Origin of the sequence: Thermus caliditerrae (assembly GCF_021462525.1) — a bacterium.
Classification (GTDB): Bacteria; Deinococcota; Deinococci; order Deinococcales; family Thermaceae; genus Thermus; species Thermus caliditerrae.
The window spans coordinates 1-17,298 of sequence record NZ_JAKEDT010000009.1; the positions used below are offsets into that span (position 1 = coordinate 1).

General features: G+C 67.1%; 18 protein-coding genes. 11 read left to right on the forward strand and 7 right to left on the reverse strand.

Annotation, left to right across the window (positions count from 1 at the left end; translation table 11 throughout):
• Positions 1–49 precede the first annotated feature (49 nt).
• Both L1088_RS06380 and L1088_RS06385 read right to left on the reverse strand, forming a co-directional pair.
• Positions 50–1,015 carry a quinone oxidoreductase family protein gene (locus L1088_RS06380; RefSeq protein WP_234554208.1) on the reverse strand — a complete coding sequence of 322 codons (966 nt, stop codon included), beginning with the start codon at positions 1,013–1,015 and terminating at the stop codon, positions 50–52.
• Between the two features lie 20 nt (positions 1,016–1,035).
• Positions 1,036–2,085, reverse strand: coding sequence for an NADH:flavin oxidoreductase/NADH oxidase (locus L1088_RS06385; protein ID WP_234554209.1), 1,050 nt, complete (start codon positions 2,083–2,085; stop codon positions 1,036–1,038).
• Positions 2,086–2,176: 91 nt separating this feature from the next.
• On the opposite strand from L1088_RS06385, the gene L1088_RS06390 reads away from it, so the two are divergent.
• The 5 genes from L1088_RS06390 to L1088_RS06420 are packed head-to-tail and all read left to right on the forward strand — an operon-like array spanning position 2,177 to position 9,612.
• Positions 2,177–2,941, forward strand: coding sequence for an early set domain-containing protein (locus L1088_RS06390; RefSeq protein WP_234554210.1), 765 nt, complete (start codon positions 2,177–2,179; stop codon positions 2,939–2,941).
• 45 nt (positions 2,942–2,986) lie between these two features.
• Positions 2,987–4,231, forward strand: coding sequence for a hypothetical protein (locus tag L1088_RS06395; protein WP_234554211.1), 1,245 nt, complete (start codon positions 2,987–2,989; stop codon positions 4,229–4,231).
• Positions 4,232–4,239: 8 nt separating this feature from the next.
• A complete protein-coding gene (locus tag L1088_RS06400) occupies positions 4,240–5,922 on the forward strand; it encodes a glycogen-binding domain-containing protein (RefSeq protein WP_234554212.1) in 1,683 nt (560 codons plus the stop codon).
• An 11-nt stretch (positions 5,923–5,933) separates the two neighbouring features.
• Positions 5,934–8,867 (forward strand): glucodextranase DOMON-like domain-containing protein, encoded by a 2,934-nt coding sequence (locus tag L1088_RS12450; protein ID WP_267961095.1) that lies wholly within the window; start codon positions 5,934–5,936, stop codon positions 8,865–8,867.
• A 55-nt stretch (positions 8,868–8,922) separates the two neighbouring features.
• A complete protein-coding gene (locus tag L1088_RS06420) occupies positions 8,923–9,612 on the forward strand; it encodes a PhlB family protein (protein ID WP_234554213.1) in 690 nt (229 codons plus the stop codon).
• Positions 9,613–9,696: 84 nt separating this feature from the next.
• Here the strand turns inward: L1088_RS06420 and L1088_RS06425 are convergent, their stop codons facing one another.
• Positions 9,697–10,164 (reverse strand): NUDIX hydrolase, encoded by a 468-nt coding sequence (locus L1088_RS06425; RefSeq protein WP_234554266.1) that lies wholly within the window; start codon positions 10,162–10,164, stop codon positions 9,697–9,699.
• Positions 10,164–11,228 (reverse strand): peptide chain release factor 1, encoded by a 1,065-nt coding sequence (gene prfA, locus L1088_RS06430; RefSeq protein ID WP_234554214.1) that lies wholly within the window; start codon positions 11,226–11,228, stop codon positions 10,164–10,166. The genes L1088_RS06425 and prfA overlap by 1 nt, the downstream gene beginning before the upstream one ends.
• A gap of 65 nt (positions 11,229–11,293) precedes the next feature.
• Here prfA and L1088_RS06435 point away from each other — a divergent pair, with 65 nt between their 5' ends.
• Positions 11,294–12,088, forward strand: a complete 795-nt coding sequence (locus tag L1088_RS06435; protein ID WP_234554215.1) for a ZIP family metal transporter — start codon at positions 11,294–11,296, stop codon at positions 12,086–12,088.
• A gap of 3 nt (positions 12,089–12,091) precedes the next feature.
• Here L1088_RS06435 and L1088_RS06440 read toward each other — a convergent pair whose 3' ends face one another.
• From L1088_RS06440 to L1088_RS06450, 3 genes are read right to left on the reverse strand one after another with little or no spacing between them, the layout of a single operon-like run.
• Positions 12,092–12,400 (reverse strand): dolichyl-phosphate-mannose-protein mannosyltransferase, encoded by a 309-nt coding sequence (locus L1088_RS06440; RefSeq protein WP_234554216.1) that lies wholly within the window; start codon positions 12,398–12,400, stop codon positions 12,092–12,094.
• 30 nt (positions 12,401–12,430) lie between these two features.
• Positions 12,431–13,021 carry an SCO family protein gene (locus L1088_RS06445; RefSeq protein WP_234554217.1) on the reverse strand — a complete coding sequence of 197 codons (591 nt, stop codon included), beginning with the start codon at positions 13,019–13,021 and terminating at the stop codon, positions 12,431–12,433.
• The gene (locus L1088_RS06450; protein ID WP_234554218.1) at positions 13,018–13,431 is read right to left on the reverse strand and encodes a copper chaperone PCu(A)C; all 414 of its coding nucleotides are present in this window, start codon (positions 13,429–13,431) and stop codon (positions 13,018–13,020) included. The genes L1088_RS06445 and L1088_RS06450 overlap by 4 nt, the downstream gene beginning before the upstream one ends.
• Before the next feature lie 81 nt (positions 13,432–13,512).
• Between L1088_RS06450 and L1088_RS06455 the strand changes: the two genes are divergently transcribed.
• The 5 genes from L1088_RS06455 to L1088_RS06475 are packed head-to-tail and all read left to right on the forward strand — an operon-like array spanning position 13,513 to position 17,297.
• Entirely contained in the window at positions 13,513–14,700 is a 1,188-nt protein-coding gene (locus tag L1088_RS06455; RefSeq protein ID WP_234554219.1) for a right-handed parallel beta-helix repeat-containing protein, read from the forward strand.
• Entirely contained in the window at positions 14,679–15,356 is a 678-nt protein-coding gene (locus L1088_RS06460) for an ABC transporter ATP-binding protein (protein WP_234554220.1), read from the forward strand. Before L1088_RS06455 ends, L1088_RS06460 begins: the two co-directional genes overlap by 22 nt.
• Positions 15,340–16,026 (forward strand): nitrous oxide reductase accessory protein NosL, encoded by a 687-nt coding sequence (locus tag L1088_RS06465; protein WP_234554221.1) that lies wholly within the window; start codon positions 15,340–15,342, stop codon positions 16,024–16,026. Before L1088_RS06460 ends, L1088_RS06465 begins: the two co-directional genes overlap by 17 nt.
• 9 nt (positions 16,027–16,035) lie before the next feature.
• Entirely contained in the window at positions 16,036–16,551 is a 516-nt protein-coding gene (locus L1088_RS06470) for a nitrous oxide reductase accessory protein NosL (RefSeq protein WP_234554222.1), read from the forward strand.
• Positions 16,548–17,297 carry a hypothetical protein gene (locus L1088_RS06475; protein ID WP_234554223.1) on the forward strand — a complete coding sequence of 250 codons (750 nt, stop codon included), beginning with the start codon at positions 16,548–16,550 and terminating at the stop codon, positions 17,295–17,297. The genes L1088_RS06470 and L1088_RS06475 overlap by 4 nt, the downstream gene beginning before the upstream one ends.
• The last annotated feature ends 1 nt before the right edge of the window (position 17,298 follow it).

Here is a 17,298-nt window from a genome sequence, read left to right on the forward strand (position 1 = left end):
GGCGTTGAGGAAACTGCGGGAGCGCCTGGAGAGGGAAGTGGGGCAAAGTCTATGCATGGCTACTTAGGAGGACCTTCCCCGTGGTTCTCCGCCCCTCCAGGGCCTCGTGGGCTTCCCGGGCCTTCTCCAAGGGGAATTCGGCCCCGATGCGCACCCTAAGCCATCCCTCCCGCACCGCCTGGAAGACCTCCCCCGCCCGAAAGAGGAGCTCCTTGCGGCTGGCCGTGTAATGGTGCAGGGTGGGGCGGGTGAGGAAGAGGCTCCCCTTGCGGTTCAGCACCTGGGGGTCCAAGGGGGGCACCGGCCCCGAGGATTGGCCGAAGAGGACGAGAACGCCCCTGGAGCGCAAAGCGTCCAGGCTCCCTTCAAAGGTGCTCTGCCCTACCCCGTCATAGACCACGTCCACCCCCCCTCCGGAGAGGGCCTTCACCGCCTGGGCGAAGCCCTCGTAGGGCAGGGCGTAGTCCGCCCCTGCCTCCTTGGCCAGGGCCCTCTTGGCCTCGGTGCTGGCGGTGGCGTAGACGGTGGCCCCCAGGCGCTTGGCCCACTGGATGAGGAGGAGGCCCACCCCCCCGGCTCCTGCGTGCACCAGCACCTGGTCCCCGGGAGCTACGGGGTAGGTGCTCTTCAGGAGGTAATGGGCGGTCATGCCCTGGAGGAGGACCGCGGCGGCGAGCCTCGGCTCCAGCCCCTCGGGCACGGGCACCAGCTTCTCCGCGGGCACCACTTGGTATGTGGCGTAGGCCCCCTGCACGTTGGCGAAGGCCACCTTATCCCCTGGGGCCACGCCCAGCACGCCCTCCCCCACCTTCTCCACCACCCCAGCCCCCTCCTCCCCCAGGGTGAAGGGGAGGGGCATGGGGTAGAGGCCCTTCCGCTTGTAGGTGTCGATGTAGTTGACCCCGATGGCCAGAAGCCGCACCAAAACTTCTCCGGGTCCCGGCTCGGGGACGGGGACTTCCTCCAGCCGCAAGACCTCGGGGCCGCCTGTCTGGTGAACCCGGACCGCCTTCATGGTAAGCCCCAGTCTACTCCTTAAAAGGCCCTCTGGTACTGGGGGGGCATCTCCGGGGCCACCCCTAAGGCCTTGGCCGCGCGCAGGGGGAAGTAGGGGTCCCTAAGGAGCACCCGGCCCAGGAGGATGAGGTCGGCGCTCCCTGCTTGCAAAAGGGTTTCCATCTGCTCGGGGGTGGTGAGGAGGCCCACCGCTCCCGTGCGCATCCCCACCCGCTTGCGCACCGCGTCGGCGAAGGGCACCTGGAAGCCGGGGGCCACGGGAACCTTCACCCCGGGCACCACACCCCCGCTGGAGCAGTCCAGGAGGTCCACCCCCAGGGCCTTGAGCTTTTCCGCGAAGGCCAGGGTGTCCTCGAGGCCCCATCCTCCTTCCCCCCAGTCCGTGGCGGATACCCGCACCAGGAGGGGAAGCTCGGGGGGGACCACCTCCCGCACAGCCTGGGCTACCTGAAGGGGAAAGCGCATGCGGTTTTCCAGGCTTCCCCCGTAGGCGTCGGTGCGCTGGTTGGAGAGAGGGGAGAGGAAGGAGGAAAGGAGGTAGCCATGGGCCATGTGGAGCTCGATTACCTGGAAGCCGGCTTCCAGGGCCCGTTTAGCGCCCTCCACGAAGGCCTCTAGAATCCTTTCCATCCCTGCTTCGTCCAGGGGTTCGGGCACCGGGTAGCCCGCGTTAAAGGGAATGGGGCTTGGCCCCACCACCCGCCAGCCCAAAGGTTTCCCCCCTTCCCAGGGCCTGGCGGTCCCTGCCTTGCGCCCGGCGTGGGCCAGCTGTATGCCCGGCGCCGCCCCCGCTTCCCGGATCCTCCGGGCCAGCTCCCTCAGGCCCGGGAGGTGCGCCTCGGACCAGATGCCCAGGTCGTGGGGGCTGATGCGGCCCAAGGGCTCCACGGCGGTAGCTTCCACCAGGACCAGGCCCACGCCCCCCAGGGCCCTTGTGGGGTAGTGGAGGAGGTGCCAATCCGTGACCTCGCCCTTTTCCGTGGCCGAGTACTGGCACATGGGGGACAGGACCAGGCGGTTCTTTAAACGGACGTTTCGCAGGCCCAGGGGGCTGAAAAGAAGGGACATGAGTCCATTATGGATGCGGACAGGGGAAGACTATAATGGGAAAGTCAGACGAGTGGAACCCCTTCCATGGGGCTCCGAGGAGGTGAACCCTATGAAGAAGACGGCCTTCTGGGTGCTGGGGATCCTCTTTTGGGCGCTTTCCGCCTGCACGCCACCGGTGGGCGAGATGCAGGAAGTGGAGGTCACCTTCAAGGTGACCAACGTTCCCGCGGAGTACACCAAGGTGTACCTGGCGGGCGATTTCACGAACTGGGGTGGCGACGCTTTAGAGATGTCCCCCGTACCTGGGGAAAGCGGCAGCTTCACCGTGAAAGCGAAAATCGCCAAGGAGAGCCGCATCCACTACAAGTACGTGGGGAGCACCGGGGCCTTTGACTGGGCGGGCGCGGAGAGCTTCCCCCGGGGCATCAACCGCAGCAGCTTCATCACCGACGAAGGAGGTGGGAAGGCTTCCATTGTTAACGAGTGGAATGTGCAAGGGCGTGCGGACAAGCCTGCGGTGGAGGTGAGCAAAATCCGCCTCGAGGCCACCCCGCCCCCGGGGGTGAGCGATACGGTGCACGTGGCGGGAGTGATGAATGGCTGGACCCACGAGGCCATGACCCTGGAAGGGGGCAAATGGGTCAAGGAGATTGCGTTGGACCCCCCCCTTAGCGTGAAGCCTGATGCCGCCATTGCTGTGAACCTGGTGGACTACTCTCCTTGGCTGGAGTACAAGTACACCAAGGGAAGCTGGGAAACGGTGGAGGAGGAAACCCCGCCCACGGGCCAGGGGGATGGCAACCGCATCGCCTACGCCTACAAGGTGCAGGGGGGCGTTCTCTTGATGGAGGACACCATCAAACGCTTTAAGTGAAACTTCCTGGGCCCCGGGGCTACTCCGGGGCCTTCCCAGGTTCCTATGTGGAAGCGATTCACCGCGCTGACCGCCCTCCTCGGCTTGGCTGTGGCCGGAGGGCTTTCCGGAAGCTACGAGTTCTCCACCGGTTGGGTGCGGGATGGGGAGAGCGGGAGCTTCTTTCAAGGAGAGGCCAGCCACAAGCTCAACTTGAACCTGCGCTTCGCTGGGGGGGCGGGGGAAGGGAGGGCCTACCTCTACGCCGGCCCCCGGGAGGCTTTGACCCTGGGGGACGCCGAGCTTCGCTTCCGCTCTCCTGAGTTCTCCTTGCGCCTCTTCTACAACCTCAAAGAAGGCCAGGCGGGGGACCTCCTGGGGGTTTCGCAGGCGGAGGGCTGGGGGAGCGGCACCGGGTTTCGCCTGGACCTGCGCCCCCTGGAAATTCACATGGCCCGCCTGGGAGCGGATACCGGCTTTTTGGGCCTCTACCGCGACCGCTGGGCGGGCTTGGACCTCCTGGCCTTCTACACCTACAAGGCCTACGGGGACCAAATGAACCACGCCTTGGCCCTGCAGGCAGGGGGGGAGGCAGGCGGGCACCGCCTGCAAGGGGAGGTGGCCTACGGGAACGCCGAGGGGGTTGGGGGTTGGGCCCTGGAGGCTCAGGCCCTGGGGTCTGGCCCCTTGCCCGGTTTCCGCTACACCCTGGGGATGCGCCACGTGACCCCCGAGTACCGGGCCTATCTCTCCCAACGCTGGCAGAGCGAAACCCGCCTCTTCGGGGAACCTTGGAGGGAGAACGCCCAAGCCGAGCTCTACGGGGAGGTGAAAAGCGAGGATGTACAGGCCCACACTGTAAAGGTTTACGGCCTCACATACGCCGGGAATGCAGGCCGGGTCTTTGGTGTGGGCCTCGAGGGTTGGCGCAATCCCTACGAGGGCCTGAGGCCTTACGGCAAGCTGGAGTACGCGCAAAGCCCTGGGCAAAGCCGCCTCTCCGGCCTCCTGGAGCTGGCCTGGTACGGCAAAGCGGAGGGGACAGACCTGGCCCTGAAGGCCAACACCGGCTTTAGCCTACAAGGAAGCCTCTCCTACACCCTTTACGGGGAAGCCGAGGCCAGGCGGGGAGAGTGGCGCTTTTTTGGCAAGGCCCTTCTCCGCCCCACGGAGGGCCTCGCCACCTTTTACGCCCAGGCGAACCTGAGCCTCTCCCGCCTTACCTTGTCCTTCGGCCTGGGGGAGGCGGATTTTGAGGCTTTCAAGAGCTTTCGTCCGGTTTTCCGCGTGAGCACTGCGGTGAGCTTCTAGGAGGCAGGATGGCAAGACCCTTTTTCCTTTTGCTCCTCTTTTTCGGCTTGGCGCTGGCGGCCCCACCCCGCATCACCCCGGAAGGGGTGGTCTTTTGTTTTTATGCTCCGGAGGCGAAGCTGGTCACCCTTCCGGCTAGCTTTAATGGCTGGGACCCTGGGGCGCTTCCCCTGACCCGTCAGCCCGATGGCCACTGGTGTGTCACCGTTAGCCTCGCTCCAGGGGTGTACCAGTACAAGTACTTCGTGGACGGGGCATGGAAGGAGGACCCCGATGCCCTGGAAACCGCTGACGACGGCTACGGTGGTAGAAACGGGGTGGTGAGGGTGCCGGGGGCTGAGGCCAAGGCCAGCTATGAGGCCGGGCCTCCTAGGGTGGTGGATGGGAAGGTGCTGTTCACCTATTACGCCCCAGAGGCCCGGAGCGTTTCCCTGCGGGGAAGCTTCAACGCCTGGGGCGAAACCCCCATGTTTCCAGGCGGGAACGGCGTTTGGTACGTTCTCCTGGACCTCCCTCCTGGCCGCCATCAGTACAAGTACTACGTGGACGGGGTTTGGACCGAGGACCCCAACGCCCTGGACACTACCGACGACGGCTATGGGGGCAAGAACGCCGTGGTGGAGCTGGTGCGCCAGGAGGGCGTGCTGAAGGTGAAGGCTGCGGGCACCGGGCTTGGGCTCAAGGGCTTTATACACGGCCTGGTGCGAACTGAAGGGCTTAAGGTATCGGAGGGGAGGGCCCTCCTCCAATTGGCCTACCAGGCTGAAGATCTCTTGCTGGCCTACGCCCTCGAGGGCACACTTCCCGGAAACCTCTCCTTCCAGTCTGCCCAGGTGAGCGCCAAGTACGGGGAGTGGCGCCTGGCCCTAGGCTTCAACGCTCCCCTTTTCACCCGGGAACGCTTGAGCTATGTGGACCGCTTCGGGGTGGGGCTTACCGCCTTAGGGGCCTCCACTGCTTTGCCTGGGATGGACCTGGGCTTTTACCTGGGGGCGGTGCCGGGGCAGAATGCCTACGTTTTGGCGTCCTTGGGCAGCGGGGTCCTGGGCTTTCCCATCTGGGCCGACGCCGTCTTCGCCACCGGAGGGTGGCACCTCCCTTCGGGTGCGGTGGGGGGCGGGGCTTTCCTGACCCTCGGCATCCCTAAGGGGGGTCCCGTGGAGGGAAGCCTGAACCTAGGGGCTACCTTTGGCTTCTCGGTGGCAGGGTTTTCCGCGGGGAACGGCTTTGGCCTGCGGGTCCATGTGGTCTACTCCGAAGGGCCGCTCCGCCTTTCCGGCTACGGCGCCTACGCCTTCGGCGACTTCCTCTTGGACCTGGCCGCCACGGAGCCCTCGGGTTTGGGGCTCTCTGAGGCCCGCTTCAGGACGCAGAGGCTGACCCTGCTGGGGGAGGAGCGGAACGGCTTTACCCCGTTGAAGGAGCTGGCCCTCGAGGCTCGTTATACTCTCCTTGGGCTTGCGCCGCTCCTACGCTTCCAGACCGACTACCAGCGCCTTTCCGGAGAGCTCGGGGTGGCTGGAGAGGCGCTGGGCTTTTCCGGAGAGATAGGGGTGACCGTGGATCCAGCTGGGGCGAGCCTTAGGGCACGAGGCCGCCGACCCTTCGGCTTGGGAACCCTTTACCTTGACTTCGCTCTGGGCCAAGACCTGACCCCCCACCTGGCCCTAGCGGGGGTGGTGCCCTTCTGAAGGAGGTATGCATGAGGAAATCGCTTCTGGCTCTAGCGGTGCTCTGGAGTATAGCCCTAGCTCAACCCTTAAAGGTGGCCATCCTCTGGCACCAGCACCAGCCCCCTTACGAGAACCCCGTCACCGGCCAGTACGAGGGCCCTTGGGTGCGGGCCCACGGGGTGAACGACTACCCCTGGATGGCCGAGGTGCTGAAGGAGTTCCCCGAGATCAAGGTCACCTTTGACTACACCTCCACCCTCCTCAAGCAGATTGGGGATTACCTCTCCGGCAAGGCCAAGGACGCCTATTGGCGGCTTTCGGAGAAGCCCCTTGGAGAGCTCACCCCCGAGGAGCGGGCCTTCATCGTGGACCACTTCTTTGACATCAACCCCCGCTTTGTGGAGAAAAGCCCCCGCTACCGGGAGCTCCAGGCCAAGAAGACTCGCGGCGAGGCTTTCTCTGACCAGGACCTCCAGGACCTCCGGGTGCTTTGGAACCTCTACTGGATCAACGCCGACTACATCGAGCGCGACCCTGGGCTGAGGGCGCTTTACCGGAAGGACAGGGGCTTCACCCAGGAGGACGTGGACTATGTTCTGAGGAAGCACCTGGAGCTCATGGCCACCATCCTGCCCCTGCACAAGGAGCTCTGGGAGCGGGGGCAGATCGACCTCATCACCACCCCCTACTACCACCCCATCCTGCCCATCCTCTTGGACAAGGAAGCCATCCGCGAGTCCAACCCCGCCCTGAGTCTGCCCAAGGAGCCCATTGCCTGGCCCGAGGACGCGGCCTGGCAGGTGCGGGCGGGAAAGGAGTACTTCAAGACCCTTTTCGGCAAGGAACCCACAGGCATGTGGCCGCCCGAGGGGGCGGTGAGCCAGAAGGCCACGGAGCTCTACGCCCAGGAGGGAATCGGCTTCCTGGTGACGGACGAGGCCATCCTGGGCAAGAGCGGCTTTCCCGTCACCCCCGCCACCCTCACCCGCACCTACCACGTGGAAAAGGGGGGCAGGCGGGTGGTCCTCTTCTTCCGCCACCGGGACCTCTCGGACCGCATCGGCTTCAGCTACAGCGGGATGCCAGCGGAAAAGGCGGTGGAGGACTTCATCGGCACCCTCTTGGAGATCCGCCGCCAGGTGATTGCGCAAAACCCCGAGGCCGTCCTCACCATTGCCCTGGATGGGGAGAACGCCTGGGAGAACTACCCCAACAATGGCAACGACTTCCGCCGCCTCCTCTACCGGCGCCTGAGCGAGGAGCAGAGGAAAGGCACCCTCAAGACCGTCCTCTTCTCCGAGCTTCTGGAAAAGCCCTCCCTCCCCATCGCCCGGTTGGGCACGGGGGGCTGGGCGGGGGACTTCGCCATGTGGGCGGGGGAGCCGGAGGAGAACGAAGCCTGGGACCGCCTGGCCCGGGCCCGGCAGGCGGTGCTGGCCTACAAGGAAGGGGGCGGGGACCCCAAGGTGGTGGAGAAGGCCATGGGCCTGATCTACGCCGCCCAGGCTTCGGACTGGTTCTGGTGGTACGGCCAGGACACCGGCTTCCCCAACAACCCGCCCTTTGACGAGGCCTTCCGCGCCCTCCTCCAGGCGGTGTACCGCGCCCTGGGCCAGAAGCCTCCGGAGGAACTCTTCATCGCCGTGCGGCCCCCGGTGGCCCCCCAGGGCACTCCGGGCCGGGTGAAGCCCAACCTGGACGGCAAAGGGGAGGCGGAAGAGTGGAAGGGGGCCGCTTACTTGCCCGATGCCGACGGCACCACCATGCAGACCCAAGACGACCTCCTGAAAGGGATTTACCTGGGCTTTGACGAGCAGAACGTCTACCTGCGGGTGGACCTGCGGGACGGGGTGCGGGCCCAGGACCTCCTGGGCCAGGGCTACCGCCTGCACGTCTACGCCACCACCCCCAGGGAAGAAGGGGGTGCGGCTTTCCCAGAAGGGGCGGAAATCTCCTTGGGCTTTCCCCTGCAGCAGCGGATCACCCTAGACCTGGACCAGGTTCGGGAGGGGCAGGGGGTCTTGGTGCGGTACGCCTATCGGGAGGGGGCTTGGGTCTTGGCCAGCTCCCCCGCAGACCTGGCGGGCCGGCGGGCCTGGGTGGGGGAGGGGGTAGAGATGCGCATCCCCTACACCACCCTCAAGGCCGAGGCCGGGGATACCCTGCGCCTGGCGGTGGTGCTGGAAAAGGGAGGGCGGGTGCTGGACACCGCCCCCAACGGGAACCCCCTGGCCCTTAGCCTGCCTCAGCGCTTGGCAGGGAAGGAGGTGCTCCGTATCCCGGACCCGGCGGGCGACGAGTATGGGCCCGGTACCTACACCTACCCCAAGGAAAGCGCCTTCGCCCCGTTCAAGGGCCTCTTTGACCTCTTGGAGATGCGCGTTCTGGATAGCGGGGCCACCTGGACCTTCGTTTTCACCTTCGGGGAGATGACCAACCCCTGGGGGGCCCCGGCGGGCTTCAGTCACCAGCTCATCAATGTGTATATCGACTTCAAAGAAGGCGGCCGCACCGACACCTTCGCTAAGGGGGCCAAGGTGGCCTTTGACCCAGAGCACCCCTGGGACCTCTTCCTGAAGGCGGCGGGCTGGCCCCAGTACGGGCAGCGGGTGGGCTTCCCGGACGGCACGGACACCGCCGACGGGGTGGTGGTGGCCAGCAACCCCGCCGACAAGCAGGTAATCCTGCAGCTGGACAAAAAGCACTTCAACCCAGCCCCGGGGCAGAGGGTGTGTTTCTACGTCCTGGTGGGGAGCCAGGACGGCTACGGCCCGGACCACTTCCGGCCCGTGGGGCGGGAGGCGGGGCCTTGGAACCTGGGCGGAGCGGCGGGGGAGGACGCGCCCTTGGTGGTGGACTACCTTTGGCCGGAGAAGGGGGCGCAGGAGGCCATGCTTTCCCAGTACGGCGGCGGGAGGTACGCGGTGCTCAAGCCCTACTGCCTCACCTGGCCCGCCCCCTGAAAGCTCCTTAAGAAAGCCTCTACCCCGGGAAGCTCCCCCGGGGTAGACTGGCTTTATGGAACCGGGCCTCGGTCAGGGTTCAAGCGCTGACCTTGCGGCCGCCTTTCACTACGTGGAGCGCCTCCTTTTCGGGGACATGGAGCGCCCCGGCCTCACCCTCTACGACCTGGAGCGCTTGGTGGGCTACCCCGCCAAGGGGGACGGCCCCTTGAGCTATACCCTGCCCCGCACCAAGAGCCTTTCCGGGGTGCAGGGGGTGCGCCTTTACTACTATCCCCGGGACCCAAACCTCCAGCTCATCGTGGAGATCGAGGACCGGGAGGGCCGGAAGCACCTTAGGCACTTCCGCTGGAATGGGTTCACCTGGGAGGTGCCCGAAGGGGGGAAAGGGGACCTGCGGAGCACGGAGGAGACCCTGGGGCTCGTGCAGGTGGGGGAGGACTATTTCCTGGGCTTTCCCCGGGAGGAGGCCATGGAGTTGGAGAAGGCGGTGCGCCGGGGCGAGGCCTTGGGCGCCAAGTACCTTCTTTGTCCCCGGTGCGGGAGCCGGGTGTTTTACGCCCCCTCCGTGCGGCCGGCCCAGGTGGCCTGCCCCAAGTGCGGCAACGCCACCTTGCTTTTCAAGACCCTTTCTGGGGGAGAGGCACCCAAGGACCCCCTCGAGGCCCTGGCGGAGGAGCAGCGGGCCCTGCGCAAGGCTATCGAGGAACTCACCGCCTACCTGAAGCGCAAGCTAGGCCCCTAAGTCCCCTTTGCCGCTGACCCCTTCGCTCCTCTTCCGGAATCCGAGGCCATGCCCCATGCGGACCAGATCCGCGGGGGGTGGCCTTCAAACCCGGGTGCCCGGCTGGCCCCAGCCGGTGTAGGCGTAAAACCGCCCCCGTTCCCCCGCCAGGTAGTCCAAGAGGGGTTCCTGCAGGGGGCGGTGGCCCTGAAGCCTTGCCGCCACCTCCTCTGGGGTGAAGAAGCGGGCCTCCACGATGTGGCCGTCGGGGTCGCGGGGGTTTAAAAGACCCTCGTAGCTGGCCTTGAAGGCCATGGCCAGGGTGCGCTCGTTCTTGCGGCGGTCCTCCACCTGGATTACGTAGGCCAGGTGCTCGATGGACTTTACCTTGAGGCCCGTCTCCTCCCGCACCTCTCGCACCAGGGCCTCCAGGACGGTTTCCCCCGGCTCCACCGTGCCCCCGGGGAGGGTGTAGCGCACCTGGCCCCGCCGGCCCCAGTCGTTACCCACCAGGAGCACCCGCCCCTGGCGGTCCAGGAGGATGGCCGCCACCACCAGGATTTCGCGGCGCATCACGCTTCCGTCATGGCCTCCAGCTGGCGCTCCTGGTCGGCCCGCTTGAGGGCCTCGAGAAGGGGCTGGAGGTGCCCCGAGAGGACGCCCTCGAGGTCGTGGGTGGTGAAGCCGATGCGGTGGTCCGTGACCCGGGACTGGGGGAAGTTGTAGGTGCGGATCTTCTCCGAGCGCTCCCCGGTGCCGATCTGGGCCAGGCGGGTCTGGCGGAGCTTCTCCGCCTCCTCTGCCCGCCGCATCTCCAGGAGGCGGCTACGCAGGATCATGAGGGCCTTCTCCCGGTTCTTGATCTGGCTCCTAGAGTCCTGGCAGGTGACCATGATGCCCGTGGGCAGGTGCACCACCCGCACGGCGCTATCGGTGGTGTTCACCCCCTGGCCCCCTGGTCCCGAGGCCCGCATCACGTCGATGCGCACCTCGTCCATGTTGAGCTGGAAGTCGGCCTCCTCCGCCTTGGGCAAAACCGCCACCGTGGCCGTGGAGGTGTGGATGCGCCCCTGGGTTTCCGTGGCGGGCACCCGTTGCACCCGGTGGACCCCGCTTTCGTACTTGAAGGTGCCGTAGGCCCCGGGGCCCCGCACCTCAAAGACCACCTTGGAGAAGCCGCCCAGGTCCGTGGGGTTGGAGTCCAGGACCTCGGTCTCGTAGCCCATCTCCTCGGCGAAGCGCAGGTACATCTCCAGGAGGTCCCGGGCGAAGAGGGCGGCCTCCTCCCCCCCGGTGCCGGCGCGGATCTCCACGATGGCGTCCCGCTGGTCCATGGGATCTTTGGGGAGGAGATGGCGCTCAAGCTCCTTCTCCAGCACCCCCTTGCGGGCCTCGAGGGCCTCCTTCTCCGCTTTGGCCACCTCCCGCAACTCGGGGTCTTCCAGGAGGCCTTCCACCCCCTCCAGGTCCTGGAGCACCTTGCGGTATTCCCGGATGAGGGCGATCACCTCCCCCATCTCCGCATAGCGCCGGGAAAGGGCTTGGTAGCGCTTCTGGTCCTTGAGGACCTCGGGATCCGCGAGGAGCGCTTCCAGCTCCCGGTACTCTTCTTCCAGCCGTGCAAGCTTATCTAGCATACCTTACCTCAGGATACCCCAAGGCGGCCTTGCGTTTGGATTTAGGCATCCCTAAACTAAAGCCCGTGACACCGCCCCTCCTCTACGCCCTCTTGGGGGGCCTCTTCACCTGGGGCCTCACCGCGGTGGGGGCGGCCAGCATCTTCCTAGCCCGGGAACCCAGCCGTAAGCTCTTGGACGCCCTTTTGGGCTTCGCCGCGGGCGTGATGCTGGCGGCCAGCGTCTTTTCCCTGCTCCTGCCCGGCATGGAGATGGCCCAGGCCCAGGGCATGGTCCCCTGGGTGCCCGCGGTGGTGGGCTTTCTTCTGGGGGGCGGCCTCCTCCGCCTGCTGGACCGCTTTCTGCCCCACGTCCACCTGGACCCCGGAGCCCAGGAGGAGGGCCTGCACACCCAGTGGCGGCGCACCACTTTGCTCATCCTGGCCATCACCCTGCACAACTTCCCCGAGGGGCTGGCCGTGGGGGTGGCCTTTGGGGCGGTGGGGCTGGACCCCACGGGGGCAGCTACCCTGGGTGGAGCCATAGCCTTGGCGGTGGGCATCGGCCTGCAGAACCTGCCCGAGGGCTTGGCCGTGGCCTGGCCCCTGCGGCGGGCGGGGCTTCCCCCGGGGCGGGCCTGGTTTTACGGGCAGCTTTCGGCCATCGTGGAGCCCATCGGGGCGGTCTTGGGAGCGGTCTTGGTGGCCCAGATGCTCGCCCTCTTGCCCTACCTCATGGCCCTGGCCGCGGGGGCCATGGTTTTCGTCATTGTGGAGGAGGTCATCCCGGAAAGCCAGGCCGAGGGCAACGGAGACCTCTCCACCTTCGGGGTCATGACGGGCTTCGCCCTGATGATGGCCTTGGACGTGGCCTTGGGGTAGGGTTCAGGCGTCCTTGCCCAGGCGCTCCCTTAGGAGGCGGGCCGCCTCCTCGGCCTTGGCCTTGGCGGTTTCCGCGGCCTTCTTGGCCGACTCGGAAAGGGCCTTCAGCCGGTGGGGGATGCCGTCTTGGTCCTGGTCCAGCTCCGCCAGGCGGGCCTTGGCCTCCTCCAGGGCCTTCTTGGCCTCCTCGAGGGCCTTTTCCACCACATCGGGCTTCCCATCCTTGTCCTGGTCCAGCCTTTCCCTAACCTCCTGGACCCGCTTTTCGGCTTCTTCCGCCGCCAAGGGCACCGCCTCTTTGGCTTTCTGCAAAAATCCCTTGAAAGCCAAGGTAGCTCCCGCTTAGAGCAACGCCCGAAGGTCGGCAACCACCCGCTGGGTTTCCTCCACCTTGTCGGGGCTGAAGAGGAGGACCAGCTTCCCCTCCAGAACGACAAAAGTGGTGGCGGTGTGGTCCACCAGGTACTCCCCGGGTCCCCGGTACTGGCTCTTTTGGTAGTAGACCCCGAAGGTGCGGGCCACCTCTTGGATGGTCTCCGGGCTCCCCGTGAGGCCCAGGAAGCGGGGGTGGAACCCCTTGGCGTACTGGTCGGCGATCTCCGGGGTGTCCCGCTCGGGGTCCACGCTGATGAAGACCACCTGGACCCGGTTTTGCTCCTCTGGGGAGAGCGCCTCGTAGGCCCGCTTCAGGGCCAGCATGGTGGTGGGGCAGACGTCGGGGCAGTGCACGTAGCCGAAGAAGATGAGGACCAGCTTGCCCCGCATCTCCCCAAGGCGCACGGGGCCGCTGGGGCTTTGCAGGAGGAAGTCCACGGGCTTGGGGTTGAGGAGCCTTGTGCCGTAGAAGCTGTGGGAACCCTTGGGCAGAAGCCAGTAGGCCAGGCCCACCAGGGCCAGCACCGCCAGAACGGGTACAAGCAGTTTCCCTTTCATCGCATTTCCACCGGTAGGCTCACCTTGAGCCGGGTGCCGTCGGCGAACCTCAGGGTGAGCTCCACCTTTTCCCCGGCCTTTAGGGGGCGCTTAAGCCCCTCCAGCATGAGGTGGTACTTGCCGGGGCGGAACTCCACCTTGCTCCTCGGGGGGATGTCCACGTAGGGCAGAGGGCGCATCCCCAAAACCACCTGGCCCCCGCGCACCTCCCGCTGGTCGCGGTGCAGGGAAACCCTCTGGGCCACGGGGGTTTCCGCGCCCACCAGGCGCAGGGCGGCGTTGCCCGGGTTTTCCAGCGTGAAGTAGGCGGCGGTATCTTTCACCACCGGGGGCACCAGGCGCACCCAGCCTGAAAGGAGGGCGGGCTGGGCGAAAGCGGCCATCGCCAGTAGGGGGAGGAGAAACCTCACGCCCCCTAGCCTACCAGAGGGGCACCCCCTGCTTCCAGGGAAAGTACAAATGTCCTTACGCCCCCATCTACCTTGGGGCTAATGCGGGGCTTCGGGCTCTTTCCCCTCCTGATGGGTCTCGCCTTGGCGGCCCCGGTCCTTCGCCTGCGGGGAGAGATGGATGGCCCTCTGGTCCTCACCACCCCCGGTTTGGTGGTGGAGGGGGAGGGGGCGGTTCTCCGGGGGGCGAAGGGCCACACCCTTTCCCTCCTCGCCCCCGGCATCCGGGTGCGGGGGCTTAGGGTGGTGGGGGCGGGGCCGGTGGACGACTTCTTCGAGCCCGACGCCGCCATCTACCTCCAGGGGTGCGAGGGATGCCTCCTTGAGGACGTAGAGGTGGAAGGGGCCCCCGCGGCGGTGCGGATGGAGGACTCTCCAAGGGCGGTGGTGCGGGGCTTGAGGGCCAAAGGCCTGGGGGAGTCCCCCGGGGTTCTGGTCTACGGGAGCCCGGGGGTGCGGGTGGAGGGAAGCCGCCTCCTTGGCTACATGGATGCCGTCTACGTGGAGTACAGCCCGGACATGGTCATCCGGGGGAACCTCTTGGAGGGGAACGGGCGCTACGGCTTCCACGTGATGTTTTCCTGGGGGGCGCGGGTGGAGGAGAACCGGAGCCTCCGTAACGGCATCGGCAACGCGGTGATGCACGGGGCGGCCAACCGTGTGCGGGGGAACCTGCTGGCCGGACAGGGGAGCCCGGTGGGCTACGGGCTCCTGGTCCAAGACGAGCGGGGGACCCGGGTGGAGGCCAACCGCTTTCAGGAGAACACCCTGGGTCTGGTCCTCATGGATGCCCAAGGGGTGGAGGTCAAGGGGAACCGCTTTCCGGAAAACGGCACCGCCTTGCGCATCACCCGGGAGCGGGGCGGGAACTCCGCCCGGGTGGAGGGGAATGCGTTTCAGGGGAACCTCTACGACCTCCTGGTGGACGACCCTGAGGCCCAGGCCAAAGTGGTGGGCAACCGCTACGACCGGGCCAGTGGCCTGCCCGTGCCCCACCTGCCCACGGGCTCCTTCGCCCTCCTCTTGGCCCGCCAGCCGGAGCTTTCCCTCTTCGCCCTCTCCCCAGGGGTGCTCCTCTGGGAGGCGGCGGAGGCCCAGGTGCCGGGGCTAAGGCTGGTGGCCCTGGCCGATCCCAAGGCGGAGCCCTTGGCCAGGGAAACCGGGCCCCATGGGGGGTGGCTGGTCCTAGGTCTTTTGGGAGGTGTCCTATGGTGGCGGTGGAGGGCCTGAGGAAGCGGGGGCGGCTCCTAGGGGTGAGCCTCCGGGTGGAGAGGGGCGTGGTGGGCCTATTGGGCCCCAACGGGGCGGGGAAGAGCACCCTTTTGGCCCTCCTCGCCGGGCGCCTAGGGCCCGATGGGGGGGAGGCCCTCCTCCTGGGCCACGCTCCCCGGGATCCCAGGGCCTTGCCCCTTCGGGCTTACCTCCCGCAAAGCCCCAGGCTTTTTCCCCACCTGAAGGCCCTCGAGGTCCTGGAGGGAGCCAGACGGGTAAAGGGTCTGGGGAAAGGAGCCTTGGAGGAGGCGGTGGGGCGCATGGGCCTGGAAAGTTTTCTGCACCGGCCTGTGGGCCTTCTTTCGGGGGGGCAGCGCCAGCGCTTGGCCCTGGCCGCAGCCCTCATGGGGGACCCCCCCATCTGGCTCCTGGACGAGCCCACCGCCGCCTTGGACCCCAAGGGGCGGGAGCGCTTCTGGGCCTGGGTGGGGGCCAAGCGGGAGGGGGTGGTCCTCCTGGCCCTGCACCACGTGGAGGAGGCCCGGCGGGCGGACCGCCTAGTGCTCCTGAAGGGGGGTGAGGTCCTGGAGGAAGGCCCCCCCGAAGCGGTTTTGGGCCTAAGGGACGAGCGCGTTCCCTGGCTAATGGAGGTGCTTTATGAGGAATCGGCGTGAGGTGCTGAAGGCATTGGGAGGCTTGGCGCTGGTGGCTCCCGTGCTGGCCCAGCAGGGGGGTATGGGGGCTTCTCCAGCGCCCGTGGAGCCGGTGCGCGTGGCCGCCAAGCCCATTCCTTGGGAGAATGGCGCTTGCGCCTTCTGCGGTATGCCCATCAAGACCCCGGAGGGGCAGTGGCGGGGGCGCACCTTCCCCAAGGGCTTCTTCGAGCAGACCTACTCCCAGATCGCCTTTGAGAAGCCCAGGCCCGCCCCCCATGACCCCAAGCAGGTGGTGGAGGCCCTGCACTTTGAGAGCATCGCCTGCATGGTGAACTACGCCTGGGTGCACGGGATTAGGGACGGGGAAGGGGCCACCTTCTACGTGACCGACCGGGGGGCCTACGACCCTGCCCGCCCCCAGGAAATCGTGCGCCTCATCCCTGCCCGCCAGGCCACCTATTACTGGGGGGAGAAGATGATGGTGGTGATGAACGCCCACCTCCTGGCCTTTGCCAGCGCCAAAGCCGCCCAGGAGTTCGCGGAGAGGAACAAGGCCCAGCACGGCCGCCAGCGTTTTTACAGCTTCCAGACCCTTTGGGACCTGGCCCCTTTGCCGGAGATGAACCTGGTGGCCCTCCTGGCCCAGCACGCAGGGCTCTTGGGGGGCGGGGACCACGGGAGCCATTAGACTTTCCCCATGGATCGTAGGCGCTTCCTGGCGGGGTTGGCGGCCGGGGTGTTCCTCGCCCGGGCCCTGGCCGCCCCACGCCCGTTGCGGGTAGGGGTGGACGCCTGCCCCTACTGCTTCATGACCATCCTGGACGCCCGCTACGCCGCCCAGGCGGTGAACCCCCAGGGGAAGGCCTTCTTCTACGACGACCCCGCCTGCCTCTTGGACCAGCTGAACGGCTGGGGAGGGCCTTCCCTCACCGCCAAGGAGGTCTACCTGGCGGACTTCGCCGAAAGCTCCCGCGCCGCGCCCAGGTGGGTGGCGGCGGAGAAGGCCCTCCTCTACCACAACCCCAAGGTGCGCACTCCCATGGGCTCGGGGCTTTTGGCCTTCAGGAGCCGGGAGGCCCTGGAGCGCCACCTCAAGGAACGGCCCGAGCGGGCCGGGGGGCGGGTGCTCACCTGGGCGGAGGCCCTCAAGGAAGGGGAGAAGCGCACCTGGGTGCCTGCCGACTTCTTCCCGCCGCCCCCCAAGGCCCCATGACCGCCCTCTTCCTGAAGGAGACCTGGCGCAACCCTTGGACTTTGGGGCTTCTGGCCCTGCCCCCGCTCCTCGCCCTGGGCTTCCTGGGCCGGGGGGAGGGGGTGGGGCTAGTGGGGCTTTACTCGGGGCTTCTCCTCCTCCTACCCCCCCTGGTCCTGGGCCTAGGGGCGCCCCTTCTGGCCTCGAGGGAGGAGTGGGCCTTCCTCCTGGGCCTGCCCCTCCGCCCCTTCCGGGGGTTCTTCCTGGGGGCCTTGGGGGTCTTCCTGGGCCTCGGCCTGCCCCTGGCCCTGGGCCTCCTTCTGGGGGCGGGGGTCTTGGGGTTGACTGGGGAAGCCCTCCTCTGGCTCCTCCTCTCGGGGGCGGGGGTGCTGGCCTTCTGGGTGGGGCTGGCGGCCCTCCTTTCCGCCCTTCTCCTTGAGGAAAGGCGGGCCTTGGGCCTGGGCTTCGCCCTCTTTGGCCTCCTGAACGTCCTCTACGGACCCCTGGTGGTGGCCCTGGCGGTGCGCCTCAAGGACTACCCCCTGGAGGGCTTCCTCACCCTGGCCCTCCTCCTGAACCCCCAGGAGGTCCACCGGGTGGGGCTCCTTGCAGGCCTGAAGGCCCCTGTCCTCACCGGGCCCGTGGGCTACCTGGTGGCGGAGAGGCTGGGGGAGGTGGGGCCCTTTTTGGGGTTCGCCCACCTCTTCCTCCTTGGCCTGGCCTTGGCGCTTCTCGGCGCCCTGGTCTTCGCCCGCCGGGACCGGTAGC